The sequence below is a fragment of the Streptomyces sp. AB3(2024) genome, assembly GCF_041862025.1.
In the GTDB taxonomy this organism is placed as follows: Bacteria; Actinomycetota; Actinomycetes; order Streptomycetales; family Streptomycetaceae; genus Streptomyces.
Genome location: NZ_JBGWAB010000027.1, coordinates 15,082 through 39,396, shown reverse-complemented (window position 1 = coordinate 39,396; position 24,315 = coordinate 15,082). Strand labels below are relative to the sequence as shown.

The 24,315-nt window shown below is 70.7% G+C and carries 24 protein-coding genes; 19 read left to right on the top strand and 5 right to left on the bottom strand.

Annotated features, from left to right (window positions below; genetic code table 11):
• Positions 1-37: 37 nt before the first annotated feature.
• The 15 genes from prmC (at position 38) to ACEPPI_RS14195 (ending at position 13,782) form a co-directional block, all read left to right on the top strand.
• Complete coding sequence (gene prmC, locus ACEPPI_RS14265) at positions 38-883, top strand: peptide chain release factor N(5)-glutamine methyltransferase (RefSeq protein WP_030235773.1); 846 nt, start codon at positions 38-40, stop codon at positions 881-883.
• 52 nt (positions 884-935) lie between these two features.
• Complete coding sequence (locus tag ACEPPI_RS14260; RefSeq protein WP_373915594.1) at positions 936-1,583, top strand: L-threonylcarbamoyladenylate synthase; 648 nt, start codon at positions 936-938, stop codon at positions 1,581-1,583.
• Complete coding sequence (locus ACEPPI_RS14255; RefSeq protein ID WP_373915593.1) at positions 1,580-2,242, top strand: protein-tyrosine-phosphatase; 663 nt, start codon at positions 1,580-1,582, stop codon at positions 2,240-2,242. Before ACEPPI_RS14260 ends, ACEPPI_RS14255 begins: the two co-directional genes overlap by 4 nt.
• Before the next feature lie 197 nt (positions 2,243-2,439).
• On the top strand, positions 2,440-3,672 hold the full coding sequence (gene glyA, locus ACEPPI_RS14250) for a serine hydroxymethyltransferase (RefSeq protein ID WP_373915592.1): 1,233 nt from the start codon (positions 2,440-2,442) through the stop codon (positions 3,670-3,672).
• A 103-nt stretch (positions 3,673-3,775) separates the two neighbouring features.
• Positions 3,776-5,110 (top strand): MraY family glycosyltransferase, encoded by a 1,335-nt coding sequence (locus ACEPPI_RS14245; protein ID WP_373915619.1) that lies wholly within the window; start codon positions 3,776-3,778, stop codon positions 5,108-5,110.
• A 274-nt stretch (positions 5,111-5,384) separates the two neighbouring features.
• Positions 5,385-5,822, top strand: a complete 438-nt coding sequence (locus tag ACEPPI_RS14240; protein ID WP_373915591.1) for a hypothetical protein — start codon at positions 5,385-5,387, stop codon at positions 5,820-5,822.
• A 211-nt stretch (positions 5,823-6,033) separates the two neighbouring features.
• Positions 6,034-6,873, top strand: a complete 840-nt coding sequence (gene atpB / locus ACEPPI_RS14235) for a F0F1 ATP synthase subunit A (RefSeq protein ID WP_356209958.1) — start codon at positions 6,034-6,036, stop codon at positions 6,871-6,873.
• Between the two features lie 79 nt (positions 6,874-6,952).
• Positions 6,953-7,186, top strand: a complete 234-nt coding sequence (gene atpE, locus ACEPPI_RS14230) for an ATP synthase F0 subunit C (RefSeq protein ID WP_007266589.1) — start codon at positions 6,953-6,955, stop codon at positions 7,184-7,186.
• Positions 7,187-7,238: 52 nt separating this feature from the next.
• Complete coding sequence (locus ACEPPI_RS14225; RefSeq protein WP_030235791.1) at positions 7,239-7,772, top strand: F0F1 ATP synthase subunit B; 534 nt, start codon at positions 7,239-7,241, stop codon at positions 7,770-7,772.
• A complete protein-coding gene (locus ACEPPI_RS14220) occupies positions 7,769-8,584 on the top strand; it encodes a F0F1 ATP synthase subunit delta (protein WP_373915590.1) in 816 nt (271 codons plus the stop codon). Before ACEPPI_RS14225 ends, ACEPPI_RS14220 begins: the two co-directional genes overlap by 4 nt.
• A gap of 132 nt (positions 8,585-8,716) precedes the next feature.
• Positions 8,717-10,312, top strand: coding sequence for a F0F1 ATP synthase subunit alpha (gene atpA / locus ACEPPI_RS14215; protein ID WP_266625406.1), 1,596 nt, complete (start codon positions 8,717-8,719; stop codon positions 10,310-10,312).
• 20 nt (positions 10,313-10,332) lie between these two features.
• Positions 10,333-11,250, top strand: a complete 918-nt coding sequence (locus tag ACEPPI_RS14210) for a F0F1 ATP synthase subunit gamma (protein ID WP_373915589.1) — start codon at positions 10,333-10,335, stop codon at positions 11,248-11,250.
• A complete protein-coding gene (gene atpD / locus ACEPPI_RS14205) occupies positions 11,250-12,692 on the top strand; it encodes a F0F1 ATP synthase subunit beta (RefSeq protein ID WP_373915588.1) in 1,443 nt (480 codons plus the stop codon). The genes ACEPPI_RS14210 and atpD overlap by 1 nt, the downstream gene beginning before the upstream one ends.
• A 138-nt stretch (positions 12,693-12,830) precedes the next feature.
• The gene (locus tag ACEPPI_RS14200; RefSeq protein WP_008738187.1) at positions 12,831-13,205 is read left to right on the top strand and encodes a F0F1 ATP synthase subunit epsilon; all 375 of its coding nucleotides are present in this window, start codon (positions 12,831-12,833) and stop codon (positions 13,203-13,205) included.
• A 130-nt stretch (positions 13,206-13,335) separates the two neighbouring features.
• Positions 13,336-13,782 carry a DUF2550 domain-containing protein gene (locus tag ACEPPI_RS14195; protein ID WP_266842335.1) on the top strand — a complete coding sequence of 149 codons (447 nt, stop codon included), beginning with the start codon at positions 13,336-13,338 and terminating at the stop codon, positions 13,780-13,782.
• A gap of 72 nt (positions 13,783-13,854) precedes the next feature.
• On the opposite strand, the gene ACEPPI_RS14190 is transcribed toward ACEPPI_RS14195, so the two are convergent.
• The 3 genes from ACEPPI_RS14190 to ACEPPI_RS14180 all read right to left on the bottom strand — a co-directional run bounded on the left by ACEPPI_RS14190 (position 13,855) and on the right by ACEPPI_RS14180 (position 17,746).
• On the bottom strand, positions 13,855-15,762 hold the full coding sequence (locus tag ACEPPI_RS14190; protein ID WP_373915587.1) for a glycosyl hydrolase family 18 protein: 1,908 nt from the start codon (positions 15,760-15,762) through the stop codon (positions 13,855-13,857).
• Positions 15,763-15,872: 110 nt separating this feature from the next.
• Positions 15,873-16,559 (bottom strand): response regulator, encoded by a 687-nt coding sequence (locus ACEPPI_RS14185; RefSeq protein ID WP_373915586.1) that lies wholly within the window; start codon positions 16,557-16,559, stop codon positions 15,873-15,875.
• Positions 16,556-17,746, bottom strand: a complete 1,191-nt coding sequence (locus tag ACEPPI_RS14180) for a sensor histidine kinase (protein ID WP_373915585.1) — start codon at positions 17,744-17,746, stop codon at positions 16,556-16,558. Before ACEPPI_RS14180 ends, ACEPPI_RS14185 begins: the two co-directional genes overlap by 4 nt.
• Positions 17,747-17,916: 170 nt before the next feature.
• Between ACEPPI_RS14180 and ACEPPI_RS14175 the strand changes: the two genes are divergently transcribed.
• Positions 17,917-18,501, top strand: a complete 585-nt coding sequence (locus ACEPPI_RS14175) for a hypothetical protein (RefSeq protein WP_373915584.1) — start codon at positions 17,917-17,919, stop codon at positions 18,499-18,501.
• Between the two features lie 17 nt (positions 18,502-18,518).
• On the opposite strand, the gene ACEPPI_RS14170 is transcribed toward ACEPPI_RS14175, so the two are convergent.
• Positions 18,519-19,091: a cob(I)yrinic acid a,c-diamide adenosyltransferase gene (locus ACEPPI_RS14170; protein WP_266842340.1), complete on the bottom strand. Its 573-nt coding sequence runs from the start codon at positions 19,089-19,091 to the stop codon at positions 18,519-18,521.
• Between the two features lie 223 nt (positions 19,092-19,314).
• On the opposite strand from ACEPPI_RS14170, the gene ACEPPI_RS14165 reads away from it, so the two are divergent.
• The 3 genes from ACEPPI_RS14165 (at position 19,315) to ACEPPI_RS14155 (ending at position 23,461) form a co-directional block, all read left to right on the top strand.
• A complete protein-coding gene (locus ACEPPI_RS14165; protein ID WP_373915583.1) occupies positions 19,315-20,163 on the top strand; it encodes a 3-hydroxyacyl-CoA dehydrogenase family protein in 849 nt (282 codons plus the stop codon).
• A gap of 157 nt (positions 20,164-20,320) precedes the next feature.
• Positions 20,321-20,644 (top strand): STAS domain-containing protein, encoded by a 324-nt coding sequence (locus ACEPPI_RS14160; protein WP_030235822.1) that lies wholly within the window; start codon positions 20,321-20,323, stop codon positions 20,642-20,644.
• Between the two features lie 219 nt (positions 20,645-20,863).
• On the top strand, positions 20,864-23,461 hold the full coding sequence (locus tag ACEPPI_RS14155) for an ATP-binding protein (RefSeq protein WP_373915582.1): 2,598 nt from the start codon (positions 20,864-20,866) through the stop codon (positions 23,459-23,461).
• A gap of 67 nt (positions 23,462-23,528) precedes the next feature.
• Here ACEPPI_RS14155 and nucS read toward each other — a convergent pair whose 3' ends face one another.
• On the bottom strand, positions 23,529-24,200 hold the full coding sequence (gene nucS, locus ACEPPI_RS14150; protein ID WP_373915581.1) for an endonuclease NucS: 672 nt from the start codon (positions 24,198-24,200) through the stop codon (positions 23,529-23,531).
• Positions 24,201-24,315: the final 115 nt, after the last annotated feature.

Below are 24,315 nucleotides of genomic sequence, written 5' to 3'. Positions count from 1 at the left end.
ACCACCCCCCCGTACGACAGCAGCCCGGAGGACCAGCGTGAACTTGCTGCTTGCCGAGGTGGCCCAGGCCACCCAGCGGCTGGCCGCCGCCGGCGTGCCCTCTCCGCGTTTCGATGCGGAGGAGCTCGCGGCCTTCGTGCACGGCGTCAAGCGGGGGGAACTGCACCACGTCAAGGACGCGGACTTCGACGCCCGCTACTGGGAGGCCGTCGCCCGCCGCGAGGCCCGCGAGCCGCTCCAGCACATCACCGGCCGTGCCTTCTTCCGCTACCTGGAGCTCCAGGTCGGCCCCGGGGTGTTCGTGCCCCGGCCCGAGACCGAGTCGGTCGTGGACTGGGCCATACAGGCCGTCCGGGCGATGGACGTCGTCGAACCGCTGATCGTGGACCTGTGCACCGGCTCCGGCGCCATCGCCCTCGCCATGGCCCAGGAGGTGCCGCGCTCGCGCGTGCACGCCGTGGAACTGTCCGAGGACGCCCTGCGCTGGACCCGCAAGAACGCCGAGGGCTCCCGGGTCACCGTCCACCAGGGCGACGCGCTGAGCGCGCTGCCCGAGCTGGACGGCCAGGTCGACCTGGTGATCTCCAATCCGCCGTACATCCCGCTCACCGAGTGGGAGTACGTGGCTCCGGAGGCCCGCGACCACGACCCCGAGATGGCGCTGTTCTCCGGTGAGGACGGTCTCGACACCATCCGCGGGATCGAGCGCACCGCGCACCGGCTGCTGCGGCCCGGCGGCATCGTCGTCATCGAGCACGCCGACACCCAGGGCGGGCAGGTGCCGTGGATCTTCGCCGACGAGCGCGGCTGGGCGGACTCCGCCGACCACCCCGACCTGAACAACCGTCCGCGCTTCGCGACCGCCCGCAAGGCGATGCCGTGACCGGCGCGACCCCCCTTTCCGCCACCACCCCGCTGTACGAGGAGGCCCGCTGATGGCCCGGCGATACGACTGCAACGACGCGACGGACCGCAAGACCGGTCTGCGTGAAGCGGCATCCGCCGTACGCCGCGGCGAACTCGTCGTGCTGCCGACCGACACCCTCTACGGGATCGGCGCGGACGCCTTCAGCAAGGAGGCCGTCGGCGACCTGCTCGCCGCCAAGGGCCGGGGCCGCAACATGCCCACCCCCGTTCTCATCGGGTCCCCGAACACCCTGCACGGCCTCGTCACCGACTTCTCCGAGCAGGCCTGGGAGCTCGTCGACGCCTTCTGGCCGGGCGGGCTCACGCTCGTTGCCAAGCACCAGCCGTCGCTGGCCTGGGACCTGGGGGAGACCCGCGGGACCGTCGCCGTACGCATGCCCCTGCACCCCGTCGCGATCGAGCTGCTGACGGAGGTCGGTCCGATGGCGGTCTCCTCCGCCAACCTGTCCGGGCACCCGGCGCCCGAGGACTGCGACGCGGCGCGCGCCATGCTGGGCGACTCCGTCTCCGTGTACCTGGACGGCGGCCCGACGCCCAGCACCCTGCCGTCGTCGATCGTCGACGTCACCGGGAAGGTTCCCGTCCTGCTGCGTGCGGGGGCGCTGACCGCCGCGCAGCTGCGGGAGGTCGTACCCGACCTCGAGGTGGCCCCGTGAGCCCTGAGGGGCGTGGCATAGCCAGGGGGCACCGGCCGCCCGCGGCCGGGGGAGACTCCTTCCGCATACTCCACGTCAGCACCGGCAACGTGTGCCGCTCGCCGATCACCGAGCGGCTGACCCGGCACGCCCTGACGCACCGGCTGGGCGCCCTCGGTCTCGTGGCCGGCGACCTCATCGTCGAGAGCGCGGGCACCTGGGGCCACGAAGGGGCCCCGATGGAGGCGAACGCCGCCGCCGTCCTCGCGGACTTCGGCGCCGACGCCACCGGCTTCACCGGGCGCGAGCTGCTGGACGAGCACGTCATACGCGCCGACCTGGTGCTGACGGCCACGCGGGACCACCGGGCGCAGGTCATCTCCATGGGCCACTCGGCGGGGCTGCGGACCTTCACGCTGAAGGAGTTCACCCGTCTCGTGCGGGCGATAGACCCGGCGACGCTGCCGCCGCTCGACGACGGCATGGCCGAGCGTGCCCGTGCGCTGGTACGGGCCGCCGCCGCACTGCGCGGCTGGCTGCTGGCACCTTCCGCCGACGCGGACGAGGTGTACGACCCGTACGGGGCGCCGATCACCTTCTTCCGCTCGATCGGCGACGAGATCAACCAGGCCCTGGACCCCGTGGTCACGGCGCTGACGGGCGTCACCGCCCCGCGCTGACCCGCCCCGCGCTGACCGGGCAAGGAGGGCCGCGACCGGACCCTGGACCCCGTGGTCACCGCCCTGACGGGCGCCACCGCCCCCACTCCGGCCCCACGGGCGGCGAGCCACGCCGACGGCGGTGGCGCGGGCGGGCACGCGGAGGGGGCCGGGGCTATCGTGGCTGGTACCTGACGGGTCGCCCCTGGAGCCGCGCCATGAGCGTCATCACCCCGGCCACGGACCTGCTGCGGCAGCAGGATCCGCAGATGGCCGACGTCCTCGCGGGGGAGCGGCAGCGCCAGGCCGAGACCCTGCAGCTCAGCGCCGCCGAGAACTTCACCTCGCCCGCCGTGCTCACCGCCCTCGGTTCCGCCCTCGCCAACAAGTACGCCGAGGGGTACCCGGGCGCCCGCCACCACGGCGGCTGCGAGTACGCCGACCTCGCCGAGCGGGTGGCCGTGGAACGGGCCAAAGCGCTGTTCGGGGTCGAGCACGCGAACGTACAGCCGCATTCCGGCTCCTCCGCCGTCCTCGCCGCGTACGCCGCGCTGCTGCGCCCCGGCGACACGGTCCTGGCGATGGGGCTCGCGTACGGCGGGCACCTCACGCACGGCTCGCCAGCGAACTTCTCCGGCCGCTGGTTCGACTTCGTCGGGTACGGGGTCGACGCCGCCACCGGTCTCATCGACTACGCGCAGGTGCAGGAGCTAGCCCGTACGCACCGGCCGAAAGCCATCGTGTGCGGGTCGATCTCCTACCCCCGCCATCCCGAGTACTCGGCGTTCCGGGAGATCGCCGACGAGGTGGGGGCCTACCTCATCGCCGACGCCGCGCACCCGATCGGGCTGGTCGCGGGCGGGGCCGCGCCGAGCCCCGTCCCCTACGCGGACCTGGTGTGCGCGACCACGCACAAGGTGCTGCGCGGCCCGCGCGGCGGGATGGTCCTGTGCGGCGCGGAATTCGCGGAGCGCGTCGACCGGGCGGTGTTCCCCTTCACCCAGGGCGGCGCGCAGATGCACACCATCGCGGCGAAGGCGGTGGCCTTCGGGGAGGCGGCCGGACCGGCCTACACGCGGTACGCGCACCGGGTCGTGGCCAATGCCCGCGCCCTGGCCCGGGCCCTGGAGGACCGCGGCTTCACGCTCACCACCGGTGGCACGGACACCCACCTGATCAGCGCCGATCCCGCGCGGCTCGGGATCGACGGGCCGACGGCCCGCGGCCGGCTCGCGGCCGCCGGGATCGTCCTGGACACCTGTGCGCTGCCGTACGGGGACCAGCGCGGGATCCGTCTCGGCACTGCGGCGGTGACCACGCAGGGGATGGGGGAGCCGGAGATGGTCCGGATCGCCGGGCTGTTCACGGCCGCGCTGCGCGGCGGGGCGGCCGCGCGGACCCGTAAGGAAGTCGCCGAGCTGACCGGTGGATTTCCCCCGTATGGGGATTGAAGGGGCATGCTGCGCTTACCGCAACCAGTAAGGGGTACCCGCGCGTCCTCTTGACCGGAGACATCGCGGCTAATGTGTGGGGCTGAGATGGCCGGCGATACATCTGGGGCAGCCAGTGCGTGAATATCTGCTGACGCTTTGCGTCACGGTCGCGGTGACCTACCTGCTGACCGGGCCCGTGCGGAAGTTCGCGATCGCGGTCGGCGCCATGCCGGAGATCCGTGCCCGCGACGTCCACCGCGAGCCGACGCCACGGCTCGGCGGTATCGCCATGTTCGGCGGTCTGTGCGCGGGGCTGCTGGTCGCCGACCACCTGCGCAACCTCAACGGGGTCTTCGAGCTGTCGAACGAGCCCCGGGCGCTGCTCTCCGGCGCCGCGCTGATCTGGCTGGTCGGCGTCCTGGACGACAAGTTCGAGCTTGACGCGCTGATCAAGCTCGGCGCGCAGATGATCGCCGCCGGTGTGATGGTCATCCAGGGTCTGACGATCCTGTGGATCCCCGTCCCCGGCATCGGCACGGTCGCGCTCACCCAGTGGCAGGGCAACCTGCTCACCGTCGCCCTCGTCGTGATCACCATCAACGCGGTGAACTTCGTGGACGGCCTGGACGGCCTGGCGGCCGGCATGGTCTGCATCGCGTCCGCGGCGTTCTTCCTCTACGGCTACCGGATCTGGTTCGGCTACGGGATCGAGGCGGCCGCCCCCGCGACGCTCTTCGCCGCGATCCTGATGGGCATGTGCCTGGGCTTCCTGCCGCACAACATGCACCCGGCGCGGATCTTCATGGGCGATTCCGGCTCGATGCTGATCGGCCTGGTGCTGGCCGCGTCGACCATTTCCATCACGGGGCAGGTGGATCCGGACACGATGGCCCTCTTCGCGGGTGGTGAGCGCAATGCGACCCACGCGATGCTGCCCGCCTTCATCCCGCTGGTGCTGCCGCTGAGCATCGTCGCGATTCCGATCGCGGACCTGGTGCTGGCGATCGTGCGGCGCACCTGGAAGGGCCAGTCGCCCTTCGCCGCGGACCGTGGTCATCTGCACCACCGGCTCCTGGAACTCGGGCATTCCCACAGTCGCGCCGTACTCATCATGTATTTCTGGTCGGGGCTGATCGCATTCGGAGCGGTGGCCTATTCGGTTCATTCCACGTCGATGTGGATCGTCCTCGGCATCGCCGCGCTGAGCGGGCTGGGACTCGTACTGCTCCTGCTGCCGCGGTTCACCCCGCGGGCGCCGCGCTGGGCGGAGGTGCTGGTGCCGCCGCGCTACCGGCACGCGGAGCGGGCGGCGGAGGCGGCCGTACGGGAGGACGCGGGGACGGAACCGGAGCCGGCGCGGCCGATCGCGGCCGGAGTCTCGGGCGTCAACGGCGCTACCGCCATTGGCCCCCGTTCGCGCTTCCCCGACCGGCGGAAGGCTGGATCCGCACGCTGACGGACGGGACGCATGTCCGACATGAACGCCCTTTACCAGACAACCCGCTGGGGAGTCGCGCACACACGCGCGGGGTCACTCTCATGTGTGACAGTCAGCACACCGGACAGGTAAAGCTCTCATCAAATAGTTTGTGATACCGTTCACTAAACCCGGCGACAGAGCCGAAGGACCGTAGTGCGACGGTCCATTGGCCCGAGGCTCTCACTCGGACCGGGCTTACGCTCGTCCCGTACGAGTCCCGTGCCCCCACCACCACGCGGAGCAAACCGCCATGCGGTCAGATGACGTCCGATCCCTCCTGCAAACCGCCGTACCCACCGCTGCAGCCGGCGCAGTAGCCGCCGTGATCAGCGCGTTGGTCGTAGGCGGCAAGGGGGCCGTCGGGGCCATCGTGGCGACCGTGGTCGTGATTCTCTTCATGGGCATCGGATTCGTGGTTCTGCAGCGCACCGCGAAATCACTTCCGCACCTGTTCCAGGCCATGGGTCTCATGCTCTACGCGGCCCAGATCCTGTTGCTCTTCGTCTTTCTCGCCGTGTTCAAGAACACGACGCTGTTCAACCCCCGGGCGTTCGCGATCACGCTTGTGGCCACCACCCTCGTGTGGATCGGCGCACAGACGCGCGCTCACATGAAAGCCAAGATCCTCTACGTAGAGCCCGACTCGTCGAAGACCGAAAAGCCCGAAAATCCGGGGTCGAAGTCGTGAGGGGTAGGGCCGGGATAAGGGCACGTTCGAGATCCTGCTATCGTCCGGTTCCAACTGCGGCACTGCGGGCGCGGGCATCTGAGCTGATCGCCTGTTCCATCGCGAGGCTCGATGCCTGACTGCCGCCCCCACATCCGTTACACCAGTCCAGTGCCGAACCGCGGCTGTGCGCCGCGCCGACACAACGAGGTTGCCGTACCTATGCGCCACGCTGAAGGAGCCCGCGGTGAGTGCTGACCCGACTCAGGTGCTCGCCTTCGAGACCGACTGTCACATCTTCGACGGATGTGGCTTCCCCGGCCCGGGCCTGCACTCGTTCCTCTTCGAGCCGCTCTGGGGCGAAGCCGGCACCACCAGTGCTTACTTCAACAAGCCGATGCTGCTGGCCCTGCTGGGCTCGATCATCATCGTGGGCTTCTTCTGGGCCGCCTTCGGCAAGCCGAAGATGGTCCCGGGCAAGCTCCAGATGGTCGCCGAGGCCGGCTACGACTTCGTCCGCCGCGGCATCGTCTACGAGACGCTCGGCAAGAAGGAGGGCGAGAAGTACGTCCCCTTCATGGTCTCGCTGTTCTTCTTCGTCTGGATCTTGAACGTCTGGTCGATCGTCCCCGTGGCCCAGTTCCCGGTGACCGCGATCATCGCGTACCCGGCCATCCTGGCCCTGATGGTCTACTTCGTGTGGATGTCGGTCACCTTCAAGCGCCACGGCTTCGTCGGCGGCCTGAAGAACCTCACCGGCTACGACAAGAGCCTCGGCGGCGTCCTGCCGCTCATCATGGTCATCGAGTTCTTCTCGAACGTCCTGGTGCGCCCGTTCACCCACGCGGTCCGACTGTTCGCGAACATGTTCGCCGGTCACACCCTGCTGCTGCTCTTCACGATCGCCAGCTGGTACCTGCTGAACGGCATCGGCATCGCCTACGCGGGTGTCTCGTTCGTGATGGTCATCGTGATGACCGCCTTCGAGCTCTTCATCCAGGCCGTCCAGGCGTACGTCTTCGTCCTCCTGGCCTGCAGCTTCATCCAGGGCGCGCTCGCCGAGCACCACTGAGCCAGGCCCGCCCCCGCTCAGCCCCCATTCGTCCGGTGGCCAACCCCCACCGGTCCGTGAAAGAGAAGGAAGAACTGGCATGTCCCAGACCCTTGCCGCCGTCACCGGCTCCCTCAGCTCCGTTGGTTACGGTCTCGCGGCCATCGGCCCCGGCGTCGGCGTCGGCATCATCTTCGGTAACGGCACCCAGGCCCTCGCCCGTCAGCCCGAGGCTGCCGGCCTGATCCGCGCCAACCAGATCCTCGGCTTCGCCTTCTGTGAGGCGCTCGCCCTCATCGGTCTGGTCATGCCGTTCGTCTACCCGAGCTCCTGATCTTCGGTCTCGACGAACAGTCCATTAGACGAAAGGCACTGATGTGAACCTCATGGTTCTGGCGGCCGAGGAGATGGAAAACCCCCTCATCCCGCCGATCCCCGAGCTCGTCATCGGTCTGATCGCCTTCGTCATCGTCTTCGGCTTCCTCGCGAAGAAGCTCCTCCCGAACATCAACAAGGTTCTGGACGAGCGCCGCGAGGCCATCGAGGGCGGTATCGAGAAGGCTGAAGCCGCTCAGACCGAGGCCCAGAGCGTGCTGGAGCAGTACAAGGCCCAGCTCGCCGAAGCCCGGCACGAAGCCGCGCGCCTGCGCCAGGACGCGCTGGAGCAGGGCACTGCGCTCAAGGAAGAACTGCGCGCAGAGGGCCAGCGGCAGCGTGAGGAGATCATCGCTGCCGGCCACGCCCAGATCGCCGCGGACCGCAAGGCCGCGTCTCAGGCGCTGCGTCAGGACGTGGGCAAGCTCGCCACCGACCTGGCCGGAAAGCTCGTCGGCGAGTCCCTGGAGGACCACGCCCGGCAGAGCCGCACGATCGACCGCTTCCTCAGCGAGCTTGAGGAGAAGGCCGAGGCGGCCCGATGAACGGAGCGAGCCGCGAGGCGCTGGCCTCCGCGCGCGAGCGTCTCGACGCGCTGACGGACAACACGTCCGTCGACGCGGCGAAGCTCGCCGGTGAGCTGGCAGCCGTCACCGCGCTGCTCGACCGTGAGGTCTCGCTGCGTCGGGTCATCACGGACCCGGCGCAGTCCGGCGAGGCCAAGGCCGAGCTGGTCGGCCGGCTGCTGTCCGGCCAGGTGGGCGGGGAGACCCTCGACCTGGTGTCGGGCATGGCGCGGTCGCGCTGGTCGCAGTCCCGCGACCTGGTGGACGCGCTGGAGGAGCTGGCGGCCACCGCCGACCTCACCGCGGCCCAGCAGGGCGGCGCGCTCGACAACGTCGAGGACGAGGTGTTCCGGTTCGGCCGGATCGTCGCCTCGAACACCGAGCTGCGCTCCGCGCTGACCGACCGTGCGGCCACCGTCTCCGCCAAGGGCGAGCTGCTGCGCAGCCTGCTCGGCGGAAAGGCGAACCCGGTCACCGAGCGCCTGGTCACCCGTCTTGTCACGCACCCGCGTGGACGTAGCCTGGAAGCGGGACTGGAGTCCCTTTCCAAGCTCGCCGCCGAGCGCCGGAATCGTATGGTCGCCACCGTGACCAGCGCGGTTCTGCTCAGCGACGTGCAGAAGCAGCGTCTCGGCGCGGTGCTGGCCAAGCTGTACGGCCGCCAGATGCACCTGAACCTCGACGTGGACCCCGCGGTCCTCGGCGGGATCACGGTGCGGGTCGGCGACGAGGTCATCGACGGCACCATCGCGGACCGCCTCTCCGAGGCGACCCGTCGCATGGCCGGCTGACCTCAGCCAGCAATAGAACAAAAGCATTCCTAGCGGCCCGGTTGGGCCGTGCAGAACTTGCAGAAGATTCCTGGGGGTCGCCCCCAGACCCCTAAGAAGCTTCAGGCCCAACAAGGAGAGCAGGGAACCCAGATGGCGGAGCTCACGATCCGGCCGGAGGAGATCCGGGACGCACTGGAGAACTTTGTCCAGTCGTACCAGCCGGACGCGGCCTCGCGCGAGGAGGTCGGAACGGTCAGCGTTGCCGGCGACGGCATCGCGAAGGTGGAGGGCCTGCCCTCCGCCATGGCGAACGAGCTGCTGAAGTTCGAGGACGGCACCCTCGGTCTCGCCCTCAACCTCGAGGAGCGCGAGATCGGTGCGGTCGTCCTCGGCGAGTTCAGCGGTATCGAGGAGGGCCAGCCGGTGCAGCGCACCGGTGAGGTGCTCTCCGTCGGCGTCGGCGAGGGCTACCTCGGCCGTGTCGTCGACCCGCTCGGCAACCCGATCGACGGTCTCGGCGAGATCGCGACCGAAGGCCGTCGCGCCCTGGAGCTGCAGGCTCCGGGCGTCATGGTCCGCAAGTCGGTCCACGAGCCCATGCAGACCGGCTACAAGGCCATCGACGCCATGGTGCCCGTCGGCCGCGGCCAGCGTCAGCTGATCATTGGTGACCGTCAGACGGGTAAGACCGCTCTGGCCGTCGACACGATCATCAACCAGCGCGACAACTGGCGCTCGGGCGACGTGAACAAGCAGGTCCGCTGCATCTACGTCGCCATCGGCCAGAAGGGCTCGACCATCGCGTCCGTTCGCGGCGCCCTGGAAGACGCCGGTGCGCTCGAGTACACGACGATCGTCGCCGCCCCGGCGTCCGACCCGGCCGGCTTCAAGTACCTGGCGCCGTACACCGGTTCCGCCATCGGCCAGCACTGGATGTACGCCGGCAAGCACGTCCTGATCATCTTCGACGACCTGTCGAAGCAGGCCGACGCCTACCGCGCCGTGTCGCTGCTGCTGCGCCGCCCGCCGGGCCGCGAGGCCTACCCGGGTGACGTCTTCTACCTGCACTCCCGTCTGCTGGAGCGCTGCGCGAAGCTGTCCGACGACATGGGTGCCGGTTCGATGACGGGTCTGCCGATCGTCGAGACCAAGGCGAACGACGTGTCGGCGTTCATCCCGACCAACGTCATCTCCATCACCGACGGCCAGTGCTTCCTGGAGTCCGACCTGTTCAACGCGGGCCAGCGCCCGGCGCTGAACGTCGGTATCTCGGTCTCCCGCGTCGGTGGCTCCGCCCAGCACAAGGCGATGAAGCAGGTTTCCGGCCGTCTGCGCCTGGACCTCGCCCAGTACCGCGAGCTGGAGGCGTTCGCCGCCTTCGGTTCCGACCTGGACGCCGCGTCGAAGGCCTCGCTGGAGCGCGGCAAGCGTCTGGTCGAGCTGCTGAAGCAGGGCCAGTACCAGCCGATGCCCGTCGAGGAGCAGGTCGTCTCCGTCTGGGCCGGCACCACCGGCAAGATGGACGACGTCCCGGTCAACGACATCCGTCGCTTCGAGTCGGAGCTGCTGGAGCACCTGCGCCGCGAGCGCAAGGACCTCCTCACCTCCATCGCCGACGGCGGCAAGATGTCGGACGACACCCTGTCCTCCATCGCGGACGCCATCGCCGGCTTCAAGCAGCAGTTCGAGACCTCGGACGGCAAGCTCCTGGGCGAGGACGCGCCGGCCGTCAACGTCTCCAAGTGACGACGGAAGGGACCTGACTCATGGGAGCGCAGCTCCGGGTCTACAAGCGTCGCATCCGTGCCGTCACGGCGACCAAGAAGATCACCAAGGCGATGGAGATGATCGCCGCCTCGCGCATCGTCAAGGCGCAGCGCAAGGTGGCGGCATCGATGCCGTACGCGACCGAGCTCACCCGTGCGGTGACCGCGGTGGCGACCGGCTCGAACACCAAGCACGCCCTGACGACCGAGGTCGAGCAGCCGACCCGTGCCGCGATCCTGCTCATCACGAGCGACCGCGGTCTGGCCGGCGGCTACTCCTCGAACGCCATCAAGCAGGCGGAGCGGCTCACCGAGCGGCTGCGCGGCGAGGGCAAGGACGTCGACACGTACATCGTCGGCCGTAAGGGCCTGGCCTACTACGGCTTCCGCGAGCGCAAGGTCGCGGATTCGTGGACCGGCTTCACCGACAGCCCGGCCTACGCCGACGCCAAGCGCGTCGCCGGGCCGCTGATCGAGGCCATCCAGACGGAGACGGCCGAGGGCGGCGTCGACGAGCTGCACATCGTCTACACGGAATTCGTGTCGATGATGACGCAGAACCCGGTCGACGGCCGGATGCTGCCGCTCAGCCTCGAAAAGGCTCAGGAGGAGGACGGCGCGAAGGGCGAGATCCTTCCGCTGTTCGAGTTCGAGCCGTCGGCGGAGGACGTCCTCGACGCCCTGCTGCCGCGCTACGTCGAGAGCCGTATCTACAACGCACTGCTGCAGTCGGCCGCTTCCGAGCACGCCGCCCGCCGCCGCGCGATGAAGGCGGCCACCGACAACGCCGGAGACCTCATCAAGAGCCTCTCCCGGCTTGCCAACGCGGCCCGCCAGGCCGAAATCACCCAGGAAATCAGCGAGATCGTCGGTGGCGCGAGCGCCATGGCTGACGCGACCGCGGGGAGTGACAAGTAATGACGACCACTGTTGAGACGGCCGCCGCCACGGGCCGCGTCGCCCGGGTCATCGGCCCGGTCGTCGACGTGGAGTTCCCCGTCGACGCCATGCCCGAGATCTACAACGCGCTGAAGGTCCAGGTCGCCGACCCGGCCGAGGACGGCGCGCTCAAGACCCTGACCCTTGAGGTCGCGCAGCACCTGGGTGACGGCCTCGTCCGTACCATCTCGATGCAGCCGACCGACGGTCTGGTCCGCCAGGCCGCGGTGACCGACACGGGCGAGGGCATCACCGTCCCCGTCGGTGACTTCACCAAGGGCAAGGTGTTCAACACCCTGGGTGAGGTGCTCAACTACCCCGAGGCGAACGCCGAGGTCACCGAGCGCTGGCCGATCCACCGCAAGGCCCCTCGCTTCGACGAGCTTGAGTCGAAGACCGAGATGTTCGAGACCGGCGTCAAGGTCATCGACCTTCTCACCCCGTACGTCAAGGGTGGAAAGATCGGTCTGTTCGGTGGTGCCGGTGTCGGCAAGACCGTTCTGATCCAGGAAATGATCTACCGCGTCGCCAACAACCACGACGGTGTGTCGGTGTTCGCGGGCGTCGGTGAGCGTACCCGTGAGGGCAACGACCTCATCGAGGAAATGGCCGACTCCGGCGTCATCGACAAGACGGCGCTCGTCTTCGGCCAGATGGACGAGCCGCCGGGCACGCGTCTGCGCGTCGCCCTTGCCGGTCTGACCATGGCGGAGTACTTCCGCGATGTGCAGAAGCAGGACGTGCTCTTCTTCATCGACAACATCTTCCGGTACACCCAGGCGGGTTCCGAGGTGTCGACCCTGCTCGGCCGTATGCCCTCCGCGGTGGGTTACCAGCCGAACCTGGCCGACGAGATGGGTCTCCTCCAGGAGCGCATCACCTCGACCCGTGGTCACTCGATCACCTCGATGCAGGCGATCTACGTCCCCGCGGACGACCTGACCGACCCGGCGCCGGCGACCACCTTCGCCCACCTCGACGCGACGACGGTTCTTTCCCGTCCGATCTCCGAGAAGGGCATCTACCCGGCCGTGGACCCGCTGGACTCGACGTCCCGCATCCTCGACCCGCGGTACATCGCGGCGGACCACTACGCCACGGCGATGCGCGTCAAGGGGATCCTGCAGAAGTACAAGGACCTCCAGGACATCATCGCGATCCTCGGTATCGACGAGCTGGGCGAGGAGGACAAGCTCGTTGTCCACCGTGCCCGTCGTGTCGAGCGCTTCCTGTCGCAGAACACCCACGTCGCCAAGCAGTTCACCGGCGTGGACGGTTCGGACGTTCCGCTCGACGAGTCGATCACCGCGTTCAACGCCATCTGCGACGGTGACTACGACCACTTCCCCGAGCAGGCGTTCTTCCTGTGCGGTGGCATCGAGGACCTGAAGGCCAACGCCAAGGAGCTGGGCGTCTCCTAGTCGGCCGCGTTCTACGGAACGCAGTCTTCGAAGAACGAAAAGGAGAGGGGCGGGGTACGTCCCGTCCCTCTCCCCACGCCCATTAGAATTTGACCCAACACCCGGCTGAACCGCCGGGTGGTGACCCGAGGAGCCACCTTGGCTGCTGAGCTGCACGTCGAGCTGGTCGCGGCGGACCGCAATGTCTGGTCCGGCGAGGCCACCCTTGTTGTCGCCCGCACCACGTCCGGCGACATCGGCGTCATGCCCGGTCACCAGCCGCTTCTCGGTGTGCTGGAATCGGGCCCGGTGACCATCCGTACCAGCGAGGGCAACACCGTTGTCGCCGCGGTGCACGGCGGATTCATCTCGTTCGCGGACAACAAGCTGTCCCTGCTGGCCGAGATCGCCGAGCTCGCGGACGAGATCGATGTCCAGCGGGCGGAGCGGGCACTGGAGCGCGCGAAGTCGGAGGCCGACGCGGCCGCCGAACGTCGCGCCGATGTCCGGCTGCGCGCGGTGACGGGGCACTGAGTCCCGTACCGAAGAGTTTGTGACCTCAGCCGCGGTCCGTGCTGGAATTTTCCAGACCGGGTCGCGGCTGAGGCGATGCGGATCCGTTTTGTGTTTTGCGGGATTTCGATGAGCGAGGAGGTCGGTGAAGATGCTCCTCGCTCTGCTTGTGAGCGGCCTGGTCGTAGCCCTGGTGGTGATCGGGCTGTTTGTCTTCGGCCTGCGCCGCAGACTCATCCAGCGTTCCGGCGGCACCTTCGACTGCAGCCTGCGCTGGGGCATGGCCGAGGAGCCGGACGTCTCCGGCAAGGGCTGGGTCTACGGGGTCGCCCGCTACAGCGGTGACCGGATCGAGTGGTTCCGGGTGTTCTCGTACTCCCCGCGCCCGCGCCGGCTGCTGGAGCGTTCCTCGATCGAGGTGCTCGCCCGCCGGGCGCCCGAGGGCGAGGAGGAGCTGGCGCTGCTGTCCGACGCGATCGTGCTCGGCTGTTCCCACCGGGGGACGCGCCTGGAGCTGGCGATGAGCGAGGACGCGCTGACCGGGTTCCTGGCCTGGCTGGAGGCGGCGCCTCCCGGCCAGAGGGTGAACGTCGCGTAGGACACGCGGAAGAAGCCGGGGGGACGGGGGCGGACCCGTCCCCCCGGCTTCGTCGTGTCCCGGGGGTCGCGGTTACTGCAGGCCGGTGTGGACGGCGTTGGCGAGCTCGCCGTTCGCGGTGTCGCCGCTGAACTCCCAGAAGAAGGCGCCCTTGAGGCCCTGCTGCTTGGCCCAGGACATCTTCCCGGCGATGGTGGCGGGGGTGTCGTAGCTCCACCAGTTGCCGCCGCACTTGGCGTAGGCGGTGCCGGCGACGGTGCCGGTGGCGGGGCAGCTGCTCTTGAGGACCTTGTAGTCCTCGATGCCCTGCTCGTAGGTGCCGGGCGCGGGACCGGTGGCGGTGCCGCCGGGGGCGTCCTGGGTGACCCCGGTCCAGCCGCGGCCGTAGAAGCCGATGCCGAGGTTGAGCTTGGAGCCGGGGATGCCCTTGCCCTTGAGCTTGGTGATGGCGGCCTCGGAGTTGAAGCCGGCGATCGGGATGCCGGCGTAGGAGGTCAGCGGGGAGTGCGGGGCGGTCGGGCCCTTGGCGTCCCAGGCACCGAAGAAGTCGTACGTCATGACGTTGTAGAAGTCGACGTACTGGGCGGCGCCGCCGTAGTCGGCGAGGTCGAGCTTGCCGCCGTTGGAGCCGTCGGCGGAGATCGCGGCGGTGACCAGGCTGGAGCCGCCGAACTTGGCGCGCAGGGCCGACATCAGGTTCTTGAAGGAGGCGGCGCCACTGGTGTCGCAGGACAGCCCGCAGGCGTTCGGGTACTCCCAGTCGATGTCGATCCCGTCGAAGACGTCCGCCCAGCGGGGGTCCTCGACCAGGTCGTAGCAGGACTGGGCGAAGGCGGCCGGGTTCTGGGCGGCCTGGCCGAAGCCGCCGGACCAGGTCCAGCCGCCGAAGGAGTAGATGACCTTGATGTTCGGGTACTTGGCCTTCAGCTTGCGCAGCTGGTTGAAGTTGCCGCGCAGGGGCTGGTCCCAGGTGTCGGCGACGCCGTCGACGCTCTGGTCGGCGGTGTAGGCCTTGTCGTAGTCGGCGTAGGAGTCACCGATGGTGCACTTGCCGTTCTGGACGTTGCCGAAGGCGTAGTTGATGTGGGTGATCTTGGCCGCCGTGCCGGAGGTGACCAGGTTCTTCACGTGGTAGTTGCGCTGGTAGACGCCCCAGTCCGTGAAGTATCCGAGCTTGACCCTGGCGCCCGGGTCGGGGCCGGGGCCCGGGTCCGTGCCGCCGCCGCCCGGGGTGGTGACGGAGAGGGCGCCGGAGGAGGGGCCGGTCTGGTCGGCGGTGTCACGGGCGGTGACCGTGTAGCCGTACGTGGTGCCCTTGGTCAGGCCGCTGTCGTTGAAGGTGGTCCCGGTGACGGTGGCGATCTTGGTGCCGCCCCGGTAGACGTCGTAGTTCTTGACGCCCTTGTCGTCGGTGGCCGCCGACCAGGACAGGGTCAGCGTGGTCTCGGTGACTCCCGTGGCGGTGGGAGTGCCGGGGGCCGAGGGCGGGGCGTCGGTGGGGGTGGTGCCGCCCTCGCAGGAGCCGCCGTTGACCTTGCAGCCGGCAGGGGCGCCGGGGCCCGCCCCGTTGAAGCCGAAGCTGGCGGTGGCGCCGGGGGCGAGGGTGCCGTTCCAGCCGACGTTCTTGGCTGTCCAGTGGGTGCCGGAGCCGGTGACGGTGGCGTCCCAGGCGGAGGTGACCGAGGTGCCGGAGGGGTAGTCCCACTCCACGGTCCAGCTGCTGAGCGTGGTGGTGCCGGTGTTCTTCACCGTCCACTTGCCCTCGAAGCCGGAGCCCCAGTCGGAGACCTTGGTGAAGGTGGCGGTCGCCGAGGCGGCGGCCTGCGCGGGGCCGGCGAGGCCGACGAGGCCGGCGACGGGCAGGGCGAGGGCGGCCGCCGTGGCGGCCAGCCTCCGGAACAGGCGGATGCGTCGTGGGGGTGCTGTGCTCAAGGGTGCTCCTCCGTAGGTCCGTAGCAGTCGCGGGGCCGACTGCTGCATGGGGGTGGGACCTGCGCCGCCCGTGAGCACGCGGTGTCGTGGGCCGGGACCCTTGACATGGCACGCTCACCACAGTGTTGCGGTGAGAGTAGAAAGGTCTGGACCAAGCGTCAAGAGGTCCAGACCTCACCTCCGGTGTCGGTCTGGAACCCCAACTCCCGCGCCAGTACGGCCGCTTGGACCCGACTGCGCAGCCCCAGTTTGTTCAGGAGGCGGCTGACGTGCGTCTTCGCCGTCGCCTCCGCCATGTCCAGCCGGACGGCGATCTCCGCGTTCGACAGACCCGCGCCCAGTGCACCGAGCACTTCCCGCTCGCGTCGCGTCAGCGACTCCACCGCCGCCGCCGTCTCCGGGCGCACGGAGCCGGGGACCGGCCGCGGCGTCGCGAACTCGGCGATCAGGCGGCGGGTCACCGCCGGGGCGATCAGCCCCTCGCCGCGCGCCACCGTCCGCACCGCCGTGATCAGCTCCGCCGCGTCCGTGTCCTTCAGCAGGAAGCCGGAGGCCCCCGCGCGCAGCGCCCCGAAAACGTACTCGTCCAGGTCGAAGGTGGTCAGGACGAGCACGTCGGCCAGCCCCTCCGCGACCACCTGGCGGGTGGCCGAAACCCCGTCCAGACGCGGCATCTGCACGTCCATGAGGACGAGGTCCGGCCGCAGCTCGCGGGCCAGGCGCACCGCCTCCTCGCCGTCGGCCGCCTCGCCCACCACCTCGACGTCCCCGGCGCTGCGCAGGATCAGCACGAGGCCGGCCCGTACCGCGCTCTGGTCCTCGGCCACCACGACCCTGATGCTCATTCCCGTACCGCCTTCTCCTCGGCGGGCAGGACCGCCCGCACCCGCCAGACGGGACCCGCCGGGCCCGCCGTGAACGTGCCGCCGAGCAGTTCCGTCCGCTCGCGCATGCCGATCAGCCCCGCCCCGGAGCCGGGGGCGCGGGGGCCGGACCGCTCTCCGTAGGGGGAGTCCACGCCCACCGTCAACAGCATCCCGTCGTTCTCGTGGGCCACCCTGACCGCGACCGTGCCGGGGGCCGCGTGCTTGAGGGCGTTGGTCAGCGACTCCTGCACGATCCGGTACGCCGCCAGCTCCACCGGGGCCGGCGGCGCCGGCCCGTCCGTCCGGGCGTCGTCCAGCACGAAGTCCAGCCCGCTCGCCGCCCCGTTGGTGCGGGCCTGCCCGACCAGTGCGTCCAGTCCGTCCAGCGAGGGCACGGCCACCGCCTCCTGCCCGGCGCCCGCATCGCGCAGCAGACCGATCAGGCGGCGCATTTCGGCCAGTCCTTGGACGCTGTTCTCGCGGATCACCCCGAGGGCCTCCCGGCTGGTGGCGGGGGAGTCGATGGACAGTGCGGCGGTGGAGTGGATGGCTATCGCCGAGAGGTGGTTGGCCACCATGTCGTGCAGCTCCCGGGCCATCCGGGCCCGCTCGCCCGCCACCGCCTGCGTACGGTCCATCTCGGCCAGCAGCGCCGTCTGCTCGGCGCGCAGCCTGGCTGCCCCGGCGGCCTCCCGGTGGTTGCGCAGGGTGGCGCCCGTCAGCGCGGGGGCGAAGCTGACGATGCCGGCGACGATGCCGATCAGCAGGGCCTGCGGGGTGCGCAGCCAGGCGAGGGCGGCGACGGTGACGACGACGGTGAACAGGCCGGTGCCGACCGGCAGCCGGCGGGCCATGGCGGGCTTGCCGTAGACCACGGCCGCGTACATCAGGTCGGTGAAGATCACGACGGTGGCCAGGTTGCCCACGGTGAACTGGTCCGCGATCACCCCGAGGGTGCCGACGGTCAGGGTGAGGTTCGCCAGCGTGCGGCGCACCAGTTCCAGGGAGCCGAGCACCAGCAGCGGGACCAGGGCCGCCCAGTCGGGCAGGAAGTGCCGGTAGCCGGTGCTGTGGACCCCGAGCGACCACAGCAGCAGGCCGGTGAGCACACTGGCGACCGCGAGCAGGACGTCGTCGCGGTGCGGGGGAGGGATCTTGGGGAGCACGGCCCCATCCAACAGGGCGGGCGGGGCCGGTGCCTCGCCATGGGGGCGGAGGAGCCGCTACACCGAAGGATGCAGTCGGCTTTCGTCACGGAGGACGAGGTGGCGGCGCCCGTCGGCCGGGACGCTGGAGGGGAACCGTCATCCCGCCCTACCGGAACGGAGTGTGCGCCGTGCTCGTCGCCCTGATCATCGCCTGCGAGGTCGGCTTCTGGGTGCTGCTCGCCGGCGGACTGGCGCTGCGCTACCTCGCCGGGATGCCGCGGCTGGGGGCCGCCGTCCTGCTGTGCGAGCCGCTGCTGGAGCTGGCCCTGCTGGCCGCCTCCGTCGTCGACCTCGCGAACGGCGGCGAGCCGGGCTGGAGGCACGGCCTGGCCGCCCTCTACCTCGGTTACACCGTCGGCTACGGGCACTACACGCTGAAGTGGCTCGACCGGCACGCCGCCCACCGCCTCGCCGGTGGCCCGAAACCGCCGGGCGCGAAGTACGGCCGGGAGCGCGCGGTCCACGAGTGGAAGCTGTGGACGCGGACCCTGGCGGGCGCCGCCGTCGCGCTCGCCCTGCTCCAGGCCGGCGTCTGGTACGTCGGCGACGCCGCCGACACCGGTGCCCTGCGGGCCTGGCAGTCCGTGGCCCTGCGGGTCCTGGGCATCCAGGCGCTGATCGCCGCGACCTACTCGATCTGGCCGCGCAAGGCCCCGGCGGGCGCGGGCCCGGCGGCCGGTGAGGCGGAGGCCCTGGCCGGAAAGGACCGTTAGGCCCTGTCGCCTGGGCCCTAGCGCTCGCCGCCGGGCACCCACAGCACGTCGCCGATCTCCTTGTTGGCCGTGCGGGCCAGGATGAACAGGAGGTCGGAGAGACGGTTGAGGTAGGTGGCCGTCAGCGGGTTCATCACCTCGCCGTGCTCCTCCAGCGCCGCCCACGTCGAGCGCTCGGCGCGACGGACCACCGTGCAGGCCTGGTGCAGCAGGGCCGCGCCGGGGGTGCCGCCGGGCAGGATGAAGCTGCGCAGCTTCTCCAGTTCCTCGTTGAAGGCGTCGCAGTCGGCCTCCAGCTTGTCGACGTAGAACTGCTCCACGCGCAGCGGCGGGTACTGGGGGTCCTCCACCACCGGCGTGCACAGGTCGGCGCCGACGTCGAAGAGGTCGTTCTGGATCCGGACGAGCACCTTCACGACCGGGTCCGGCAGGGAACCCAGCGCGATGGCGGTGCCGATCGCGGCGTTGGCCTCGTTGGTGTCGGCGTACGCGGAGATGCGCAGGTCGGTCTTGCGCGTACGGCTCATGTCGCCGAGGGCGGTCGTGCCCTGGTCGCCGGTACGGGTGTAGATACGCGTCAGGTTCACCATGCGGCCAGCGTAGTGCGGGGCCGCCGGGGACCCGAACGGCAGCCGCCCGTCGGCGGCGGCGGGTGAACTGGGCGGCGGCGCACGGGTGCTGGGCCATACCAGTGTGATGTCCGTCATCTGAGACGTGACGCGTGTTACTTCACGGTCACACCGTCCCTCACGGGCGCTAGTCTCCGCCGGAGAGGCCATGAGACTGGCCCGCATGGGAAACGAGGGGTGTGCAGTGGCTGGGAAGCTCGCCGTCATCGGTGCCGGACTGATGGGTTCCGGGATCGCTCAGGTCTCCGCTCAGGCGGGTTGGGACGTCGTCCTGCGGGACGTCACCGACGCCGCGCTGACCCGTGGTACCGACGGGATCAAGGCCTCGTACGACCGGTTCGTCGCCAAGGGCAGGATGACGGCCGAGGACGCCGAGGCGGCGCTCGCCCGGATCACGACCACCACCGACTTCGACGCGGTCGCCGACGTGGACATCGTCGTCGAGGCCGTCTTCGAGAAGATCGAGGTCAAGCACGAGATCTTCCGCACCCTGGACGAGCTGGTCCGCGAGGACACGGTCCTGGCCTCCAACACGTCCGCCATCCCGATCACCAAGATCGCGGCCGTGACGAAGCGTCCGGAGCGGGTCGTCGGCGCGCACTTCTTCTCGCCCGTGCCGATGATGCAGCTCTGCGAGCTGGTGCGCGGCTACAAGACGAGCGACGAAACCCTCGCCACCACCCGCGCGTTCGCCGAGTCCGTCGGCAAGACCTGCATCGTCGTCAACCGCGACGTCGCCGGATTCGTGACGACCCGTCTGATCTCCGCGCTCGTCGTCGAGGCCGCGAAGCTCTACGAATCGGGCGTCGCCTCCGCCGAGGACATCGACATCGCCTGCAAGCTGGGCTTCGGCCACGCGATGGGGCCGCTGGCCACCGCCGACCTCACCGGCGTCGACATCCTGCTGCACGCCACCAGCAACATCTACACCGAGTCGCAGGACGAGAAGTTCGCGCCGCCGGAGCTGATGCGCCGCATGGTCGACGCGGGCGACATCGGCCGCAAGAGCGGACAGGGCTTCTACAAGCACTGAGAACGACCGTTCGAATCTCCGCACCCTACGGGGTGAATTAGGTATCGGTTCGCTCACGGTCGGCAACTTCCCCGCCCGCGGGGCAGTCAGTTGCAGTGAGAGTTGCCGACCACGGATCAGTCGGACCAGACGCACGCAGGACAGCCGGGGAGTACACATGCACATCAGGGGCGACCACGCCGAACTCGCTGTCGGGGGTCGCCTCGACGTGCGCAGCGCGGCGGACGCCCGTACGGTCCTGCACACCGCCCTCGACGACGGCCACGGCGACCTCGTGCTCGACCTGACCGGACTGGACTCCTGGGACGCGACCGGACTCGGCGTGATCATGGGAGCCCACCGGCGGGCCGGGCGCAGCGGCCGGCGCCTCGTTCTGCGCGGGGTGCCGGACCGGATGCAGCGCCTCCTGGTGGCGACCCGGCTGCACCGGATCCTGGCGATCGAGGGCGGGCTGGAAGCGGAATCCCTGCCCCGGGTCTGAGCGGCCGTCCGCCCTTCCGCTCCCCTCCGCTGCGCCCCGGACGTAACCGGAGGAAACGTAACGGTCCGGTGGTGAAGACACCCCTGCGGTTCCCGCGCGCCCGGCCACGGTCTAGGGTTCGGGCGGAAACCGGACGAGTAGCGACAGCGGCGCGAGCGAAGGCCGGGCGTAATGACGGCGGCGACGGCGGCGCGCGCGACGCGATCGGGGGACTTGGTCATGGACCGTACGGACGGTACACAGGGGCAGCCCGAGCCGGGCGGACCGGCCGCGCACCAGCCCGCGGGCGGAACGGCCGGGTCGCCCCCGGCCACGCCGGCACCCGCCCGGATCGTGACCCTGACCGCGGGGGACTTCACCCTCGCCGTCAACCCCGTCGACGGCAGCGAGATCGAGCCCCTGCGCCCCACCGCGGCCCCCGCCGCCGGCCGTGGCCCCGCCAAGCGCGACGCGGCCTCCCGTGCCGCCCGCGACACCGCCGCGCGGCCCCCGGTGCTCCCGGGACCGCCCGTCCCCGACGTCCCCCTCCTGGGCCGTGACGGGGAACGGGAGCGGATCGTCCGGCTGCTGGGGCGCGGACGCTCCGTCCGGCTGACCGGGCCCGCCGGATCCGGCCGCTCCGCCCTCCTCGACGTGGTCGCCCGGGACTGCGCCGGCCTCGCCCCCGACGGCGTCGTCCGGCTGAGCGGGTACGGCCTCCAGCAGCCGGCCGAGCTGCTGTACGCCCTCTACGCCGCCGTGTACGAGGCCCCCGACCGGCGCCCCGACCGTACGGAACTCCTCGCGCGGGCCGGTGAGATCGGTGCCGTCGTCCTCCTCGACGACCTGGAGCTGGGCGGCGCCGGCCTCGACGAACTGCTGCGCGCCACCCCCGAATGCGCCTACCTGCTCGCCGCCGCCCCCGACACCAAGTCCCCCTCCGACGACGTGCACCTGGAGGAGGTCTTCCTCGGCGGCCTCGGCCGGGCCGACTGCGTGACCCTGCTGGAGGCGGGCACCGGCAGGCCGCTGACCGACGAGGAGACCGCCTGGGCGGGCGACCTGCGCTTCGCCTCCGAAGGGCTGCCGCTGCGCTTCGTCCAGGCCGCCGCCCTGCTGCGGCAGCGCGACGAGATCAACCGGATGTCCGCCCAGGACGAGGACGAGGAACCGGGCGTCTTCGAGGAACGCCCCCGCGACCCCGCCCACGTGCCGCTGCCCACCCTCGCGGAGGGCGCGGCCCCCGCCGAACTGCTGGCCTCCCGGGTCAGCGAGTCGGCACGGGCCGCCCTGCGGATCGCCTGCGCGCTGGGCGGCGAACTCCCGCACCACGCGCACCTGCCCGCGCTGGTCGGTGACACGCACGCCGACTCCGCCGTCGCCGAACTGCTGGGCTGCGGGCTGATCACCCCCGTCGGGCCGCGCCACCGCCTCGCGGAGGGGGTCGCCCGGCAGCTGGAGGAGGCCGGGTACGGGGACACCGCTGCCGAGGAGGCCCGTACCGCCGCCCGGCACTACGCCTGGTGGACCGGGCACGCCTCGGTGACCCCGGAGCGGGTCGCGGCGGAGGCCGACGCGGTGCTGGCCGCGCTGGCCGGGGCCGATGTGGTGGCGGCCGTACTCCTGGCCCGCACGGCGGCGCCGGCCTTCGCAGCCTTCCTGCACTGGGAGGCGTGGGAGCGGGTGCTGCGGGCGGGTGCGGAGGCCGCGCGGAAGGCGGGGGAGGTCGCCGAGCAGGCCTACTTCCACCACGAACTCGGTGTGCTCGCGCTGTGCGAGGGACGACTGGACCGGGCCCGTGCGGAGCTGGAGGCCTCCATCGGGCTGCGCGGCGCGCTCGCGGACAAGCGGGGGACGGTCGCGGGCCGGCGGGCCCTGGCACTGGTCACCGACCGGGAGGCGCTGGGGGTGGAGGTGTCGCCGCCGCTGCGGCTGGAGCCGCCGGTGAACCTCGCGGGGGCCGCTCCGGCGGCCTTCCCCGGGGCCGCGATACCGGCCCGGACGCAGGCTCCGGCCCTGGGTCAGGCCCCGACGGCCCCGACGGCCGTGACGGCCGTGACTGCGGTGACGGCCGTGACTGCGGTGACGGCGGTGACGGCCGTGACGTTGCCCGTCTCGATGGCGAAGTCAGACGCCGGCCCGGCCGCGGCGCCCGAGGCCCCCGAGGGTTCCGAGGCCGTCACCCGGATCACCCCGGTGATCGGGCGGCCGTCGTCGCCGACGTCCACGCCGACGACCCTGTCGCAGGTGTTCGAGGACGCCTTCCCGAAGCTCCCGCAGCCCGCGCCGGTTCCGACCGGCCCCGGCCGCTCGGAACCCGAACCGGCGGGGCGGCGCAAGACGGTGCTGCTGGCCGCCGCCGGCGCGCTCACGGTGGTCGCGCTCGGCACCGTCGTCGGCCTGGCGCTGGCCTCCGGGGACCCGGAGCAGCCGCAGGCCCCCGCCGTGTCCTCGACCCCGGACACCCCGCCGGCGGTCCAGCCGCAGGTGCCGGGCGGCGGAGGGAACGATCCCGCACCCGAGCCGGGCGCCTCCTCGCCCCCGCCGCCGTCGGCGCCTTCCGTACCCGAGCCGGGCACGGGGGAGTCCGGGAAGCCGACCCCGCCCGCCCGTACGACCGGTCCGCAGCGGCCCCCGGTGACCACCCCGCCCGCGACGCGGCCGACCCCGCCGACGAAGCCCCCGGCCTCCTCCGAGGCGCCGGTCACCCCGCCCCCGACGAAGCCGACCGACCCCCCGACGGCCACCGCGCCCGTGACGCCCCCGGCCACCTCGACGGCGGCCCAGTCCCCGACCGCGCCCCAGTCCCAGTCCCCGTCCGCGGCGGCGACGGCCTGACACGACGACGGCCCCCCGAGCGCTCAAGCTCGCTCGGGGGGCCGTCGCCCATGTCGCAAAGACCGGCTCAGAAGAGGCGGAGCTTGTCGTCCTCGATGCCGCGCAGGGCGTTGTAGTCGAGGACCACGCAGTCCATGCCCCGGTCGTTGGCGAGCACCCGTGCCTGCGGCTTGATCTCCTGGGCCGCGAAGATCCCCCGGACCGGTGCCAGGTGCGGGTCGCGGTTGAGGAGCTCCAGGTACCGGGTGAGCTGCTCGACGCCGTCGATCTCCCCACGGCGCTTGATCTCCACCGCCACCGTCGCACCCGACCCGTCCCGGCACAGGATGTCCACGGGGCCGATCGCCGTCATGTACTCGCGCCGGATCAGGGTGTAGCCGTCGCCCAGGGTGTCGATGCGGTCGGCGAGCAGCTCCTGGAGGTGCGCCTCGACGCCGTCCTTGATGAGCCCGGGGTCGGTGCCCAGCTCGTGGGAGGAGTCGTGGAGGACCTCTTCCATGGTGATGATGAGCTTCTCACCCGCCTTGTTGACGACGGTCCAGACGCCCGCGTCGTCTCCCGTCCCCTCCTTGAGGGTGCACGGGGGCGACATCCAGTTGAGCGGTTTGTACGCTCGGTCGTCCGCGTGGATCGAGACACTGCCGTCGGCCTTCACGAGGATCAGACGGGGTGCCGAGGGCAGATGGGCGGTGAGCCGGCCCGCGTAGTCGACGGAGCAGCGGGCAATGACGAGACGCATGGTCGGCAACGCTACTCGACGAGAAGGCCTCCACGCGATTCGCCCCTGAAAGCCCCGTTCGCCGATGGCGCGTTGTATGCGCATTCTCCTGGTGCGGCACCCGGTGGGCGCCTAC

Bases quoted from the DNA above. Each gene is read 5' to 3' on its own strand.
- ACEPPI_RS14260 (WP_373915594.1), top strand. From the start codon at position 936: ATGGCCCGGCGATACGACTGCAACGACGCGACGGACCGCAAGACCGGT.
- glyA (WP_373915592.1), top strand. From the start codon at position 2,440: ATGAGCGTCATCACCCCGGCCACGGACCTGCTGCGGCAGCAGGATCCG.
- ACEPPI_RS14240 (WP_373915591.1), top strand. From the start codon at position 5,385: ATGCGGTCAGATGACGTCCGATCCCTCCTGCAAACCGCCGTACCCACC.
- atpE (WP_007266589.1), top strand. From the start codon at position 6,953: ATGTCCCAGACCCTTGCCGCCGTCACCGGCTCCCTCAGCTCCGTTGGT.
- ACEPPI_RS14225 (WP_030235791.1), top strand. From the start codon at position 7,239: ATGGTTCTGGCGGCCGAGGAGATGGAAAACCCCCTCATCCCGCCGATC.
- ACEPPI_RS14220 (WP_373915590.1), top strand. From the start codon at position 7,769: ATGAACGGAGCGAGCCGCGAGGCGCTGGCCTCCGCGCGCGAGCGTCTC.
- atpA (WP_266625406.1), top strand. From the start codon at position 8,717: ATGGCGGAGCTCACGATCCGGCCGGAGGAGATCCGGGACGCACTGGAG.
- ACEPPI_RS14210 (WP_373915589.1), top strand. From the start codon at position 10,333: ATGGGAGCGCAGCTCCGGGTCTACAAGCGTCGCATCCGTGCCGTCACG.
- atpD (WP_373915588.1), top strand. From the start codon at position 11,250: ATGACGACCACTGTTGAGACGGCCGCCGCCACGGGCCGCGTCGCCCGG.
- ACEPPI_RS14195 (WP_266842335.1), top strand. From the start codon at position 13,336: ATGCTCCTCGCTCTGCTTGTGAGCGGCCTGGTCGTAGCCCTGGTGGTG.
- ACEPPI_RS14190 (WP_373915587.1), bottom strand. From the start codon at position 15,762: ATGCAGCAGTCGGCCCCGCGACTGCTACGGACCTACGGAGGAGCACCC.
- ACEPPI_RS14185 (WP_373915586.1), bottom strand. From the start codon at position 16,559: ATGAGCATCAGGGTCGTGGTGGCCGAGGACCAGAGCGCGGTACGGGCC.
- ACEPPI_RS14170 (WP_266842340.1), bottom strand. From the start codon at position 19,091: ATGGTGAACCTGACGCGTATCTACACCCGTACCGGCGACCAGGGCACG.
- ACEPPI_RS14160 (WP_030235822.1), top strand. From the start codon at position 20,321: ATGCACATCAGGGGCGACCACGCCGAACTCGCTGTCGGGGGTCGCCTC.
- ACEPPI_RS14155 (WP_373915582.1), top strand. From the start codon at position 20,864: ATGGACCGTACGGACGGTACACAGGGGCAGCCCGAGCCGGGCGGACCG.
- nucS (WP_373915581.1), bottom strand. From the start codon at position 24,200: ATGCGTCTCGTCATTGCCCGCTGCTCCGTCGACTACGCGGGCCGGCTC.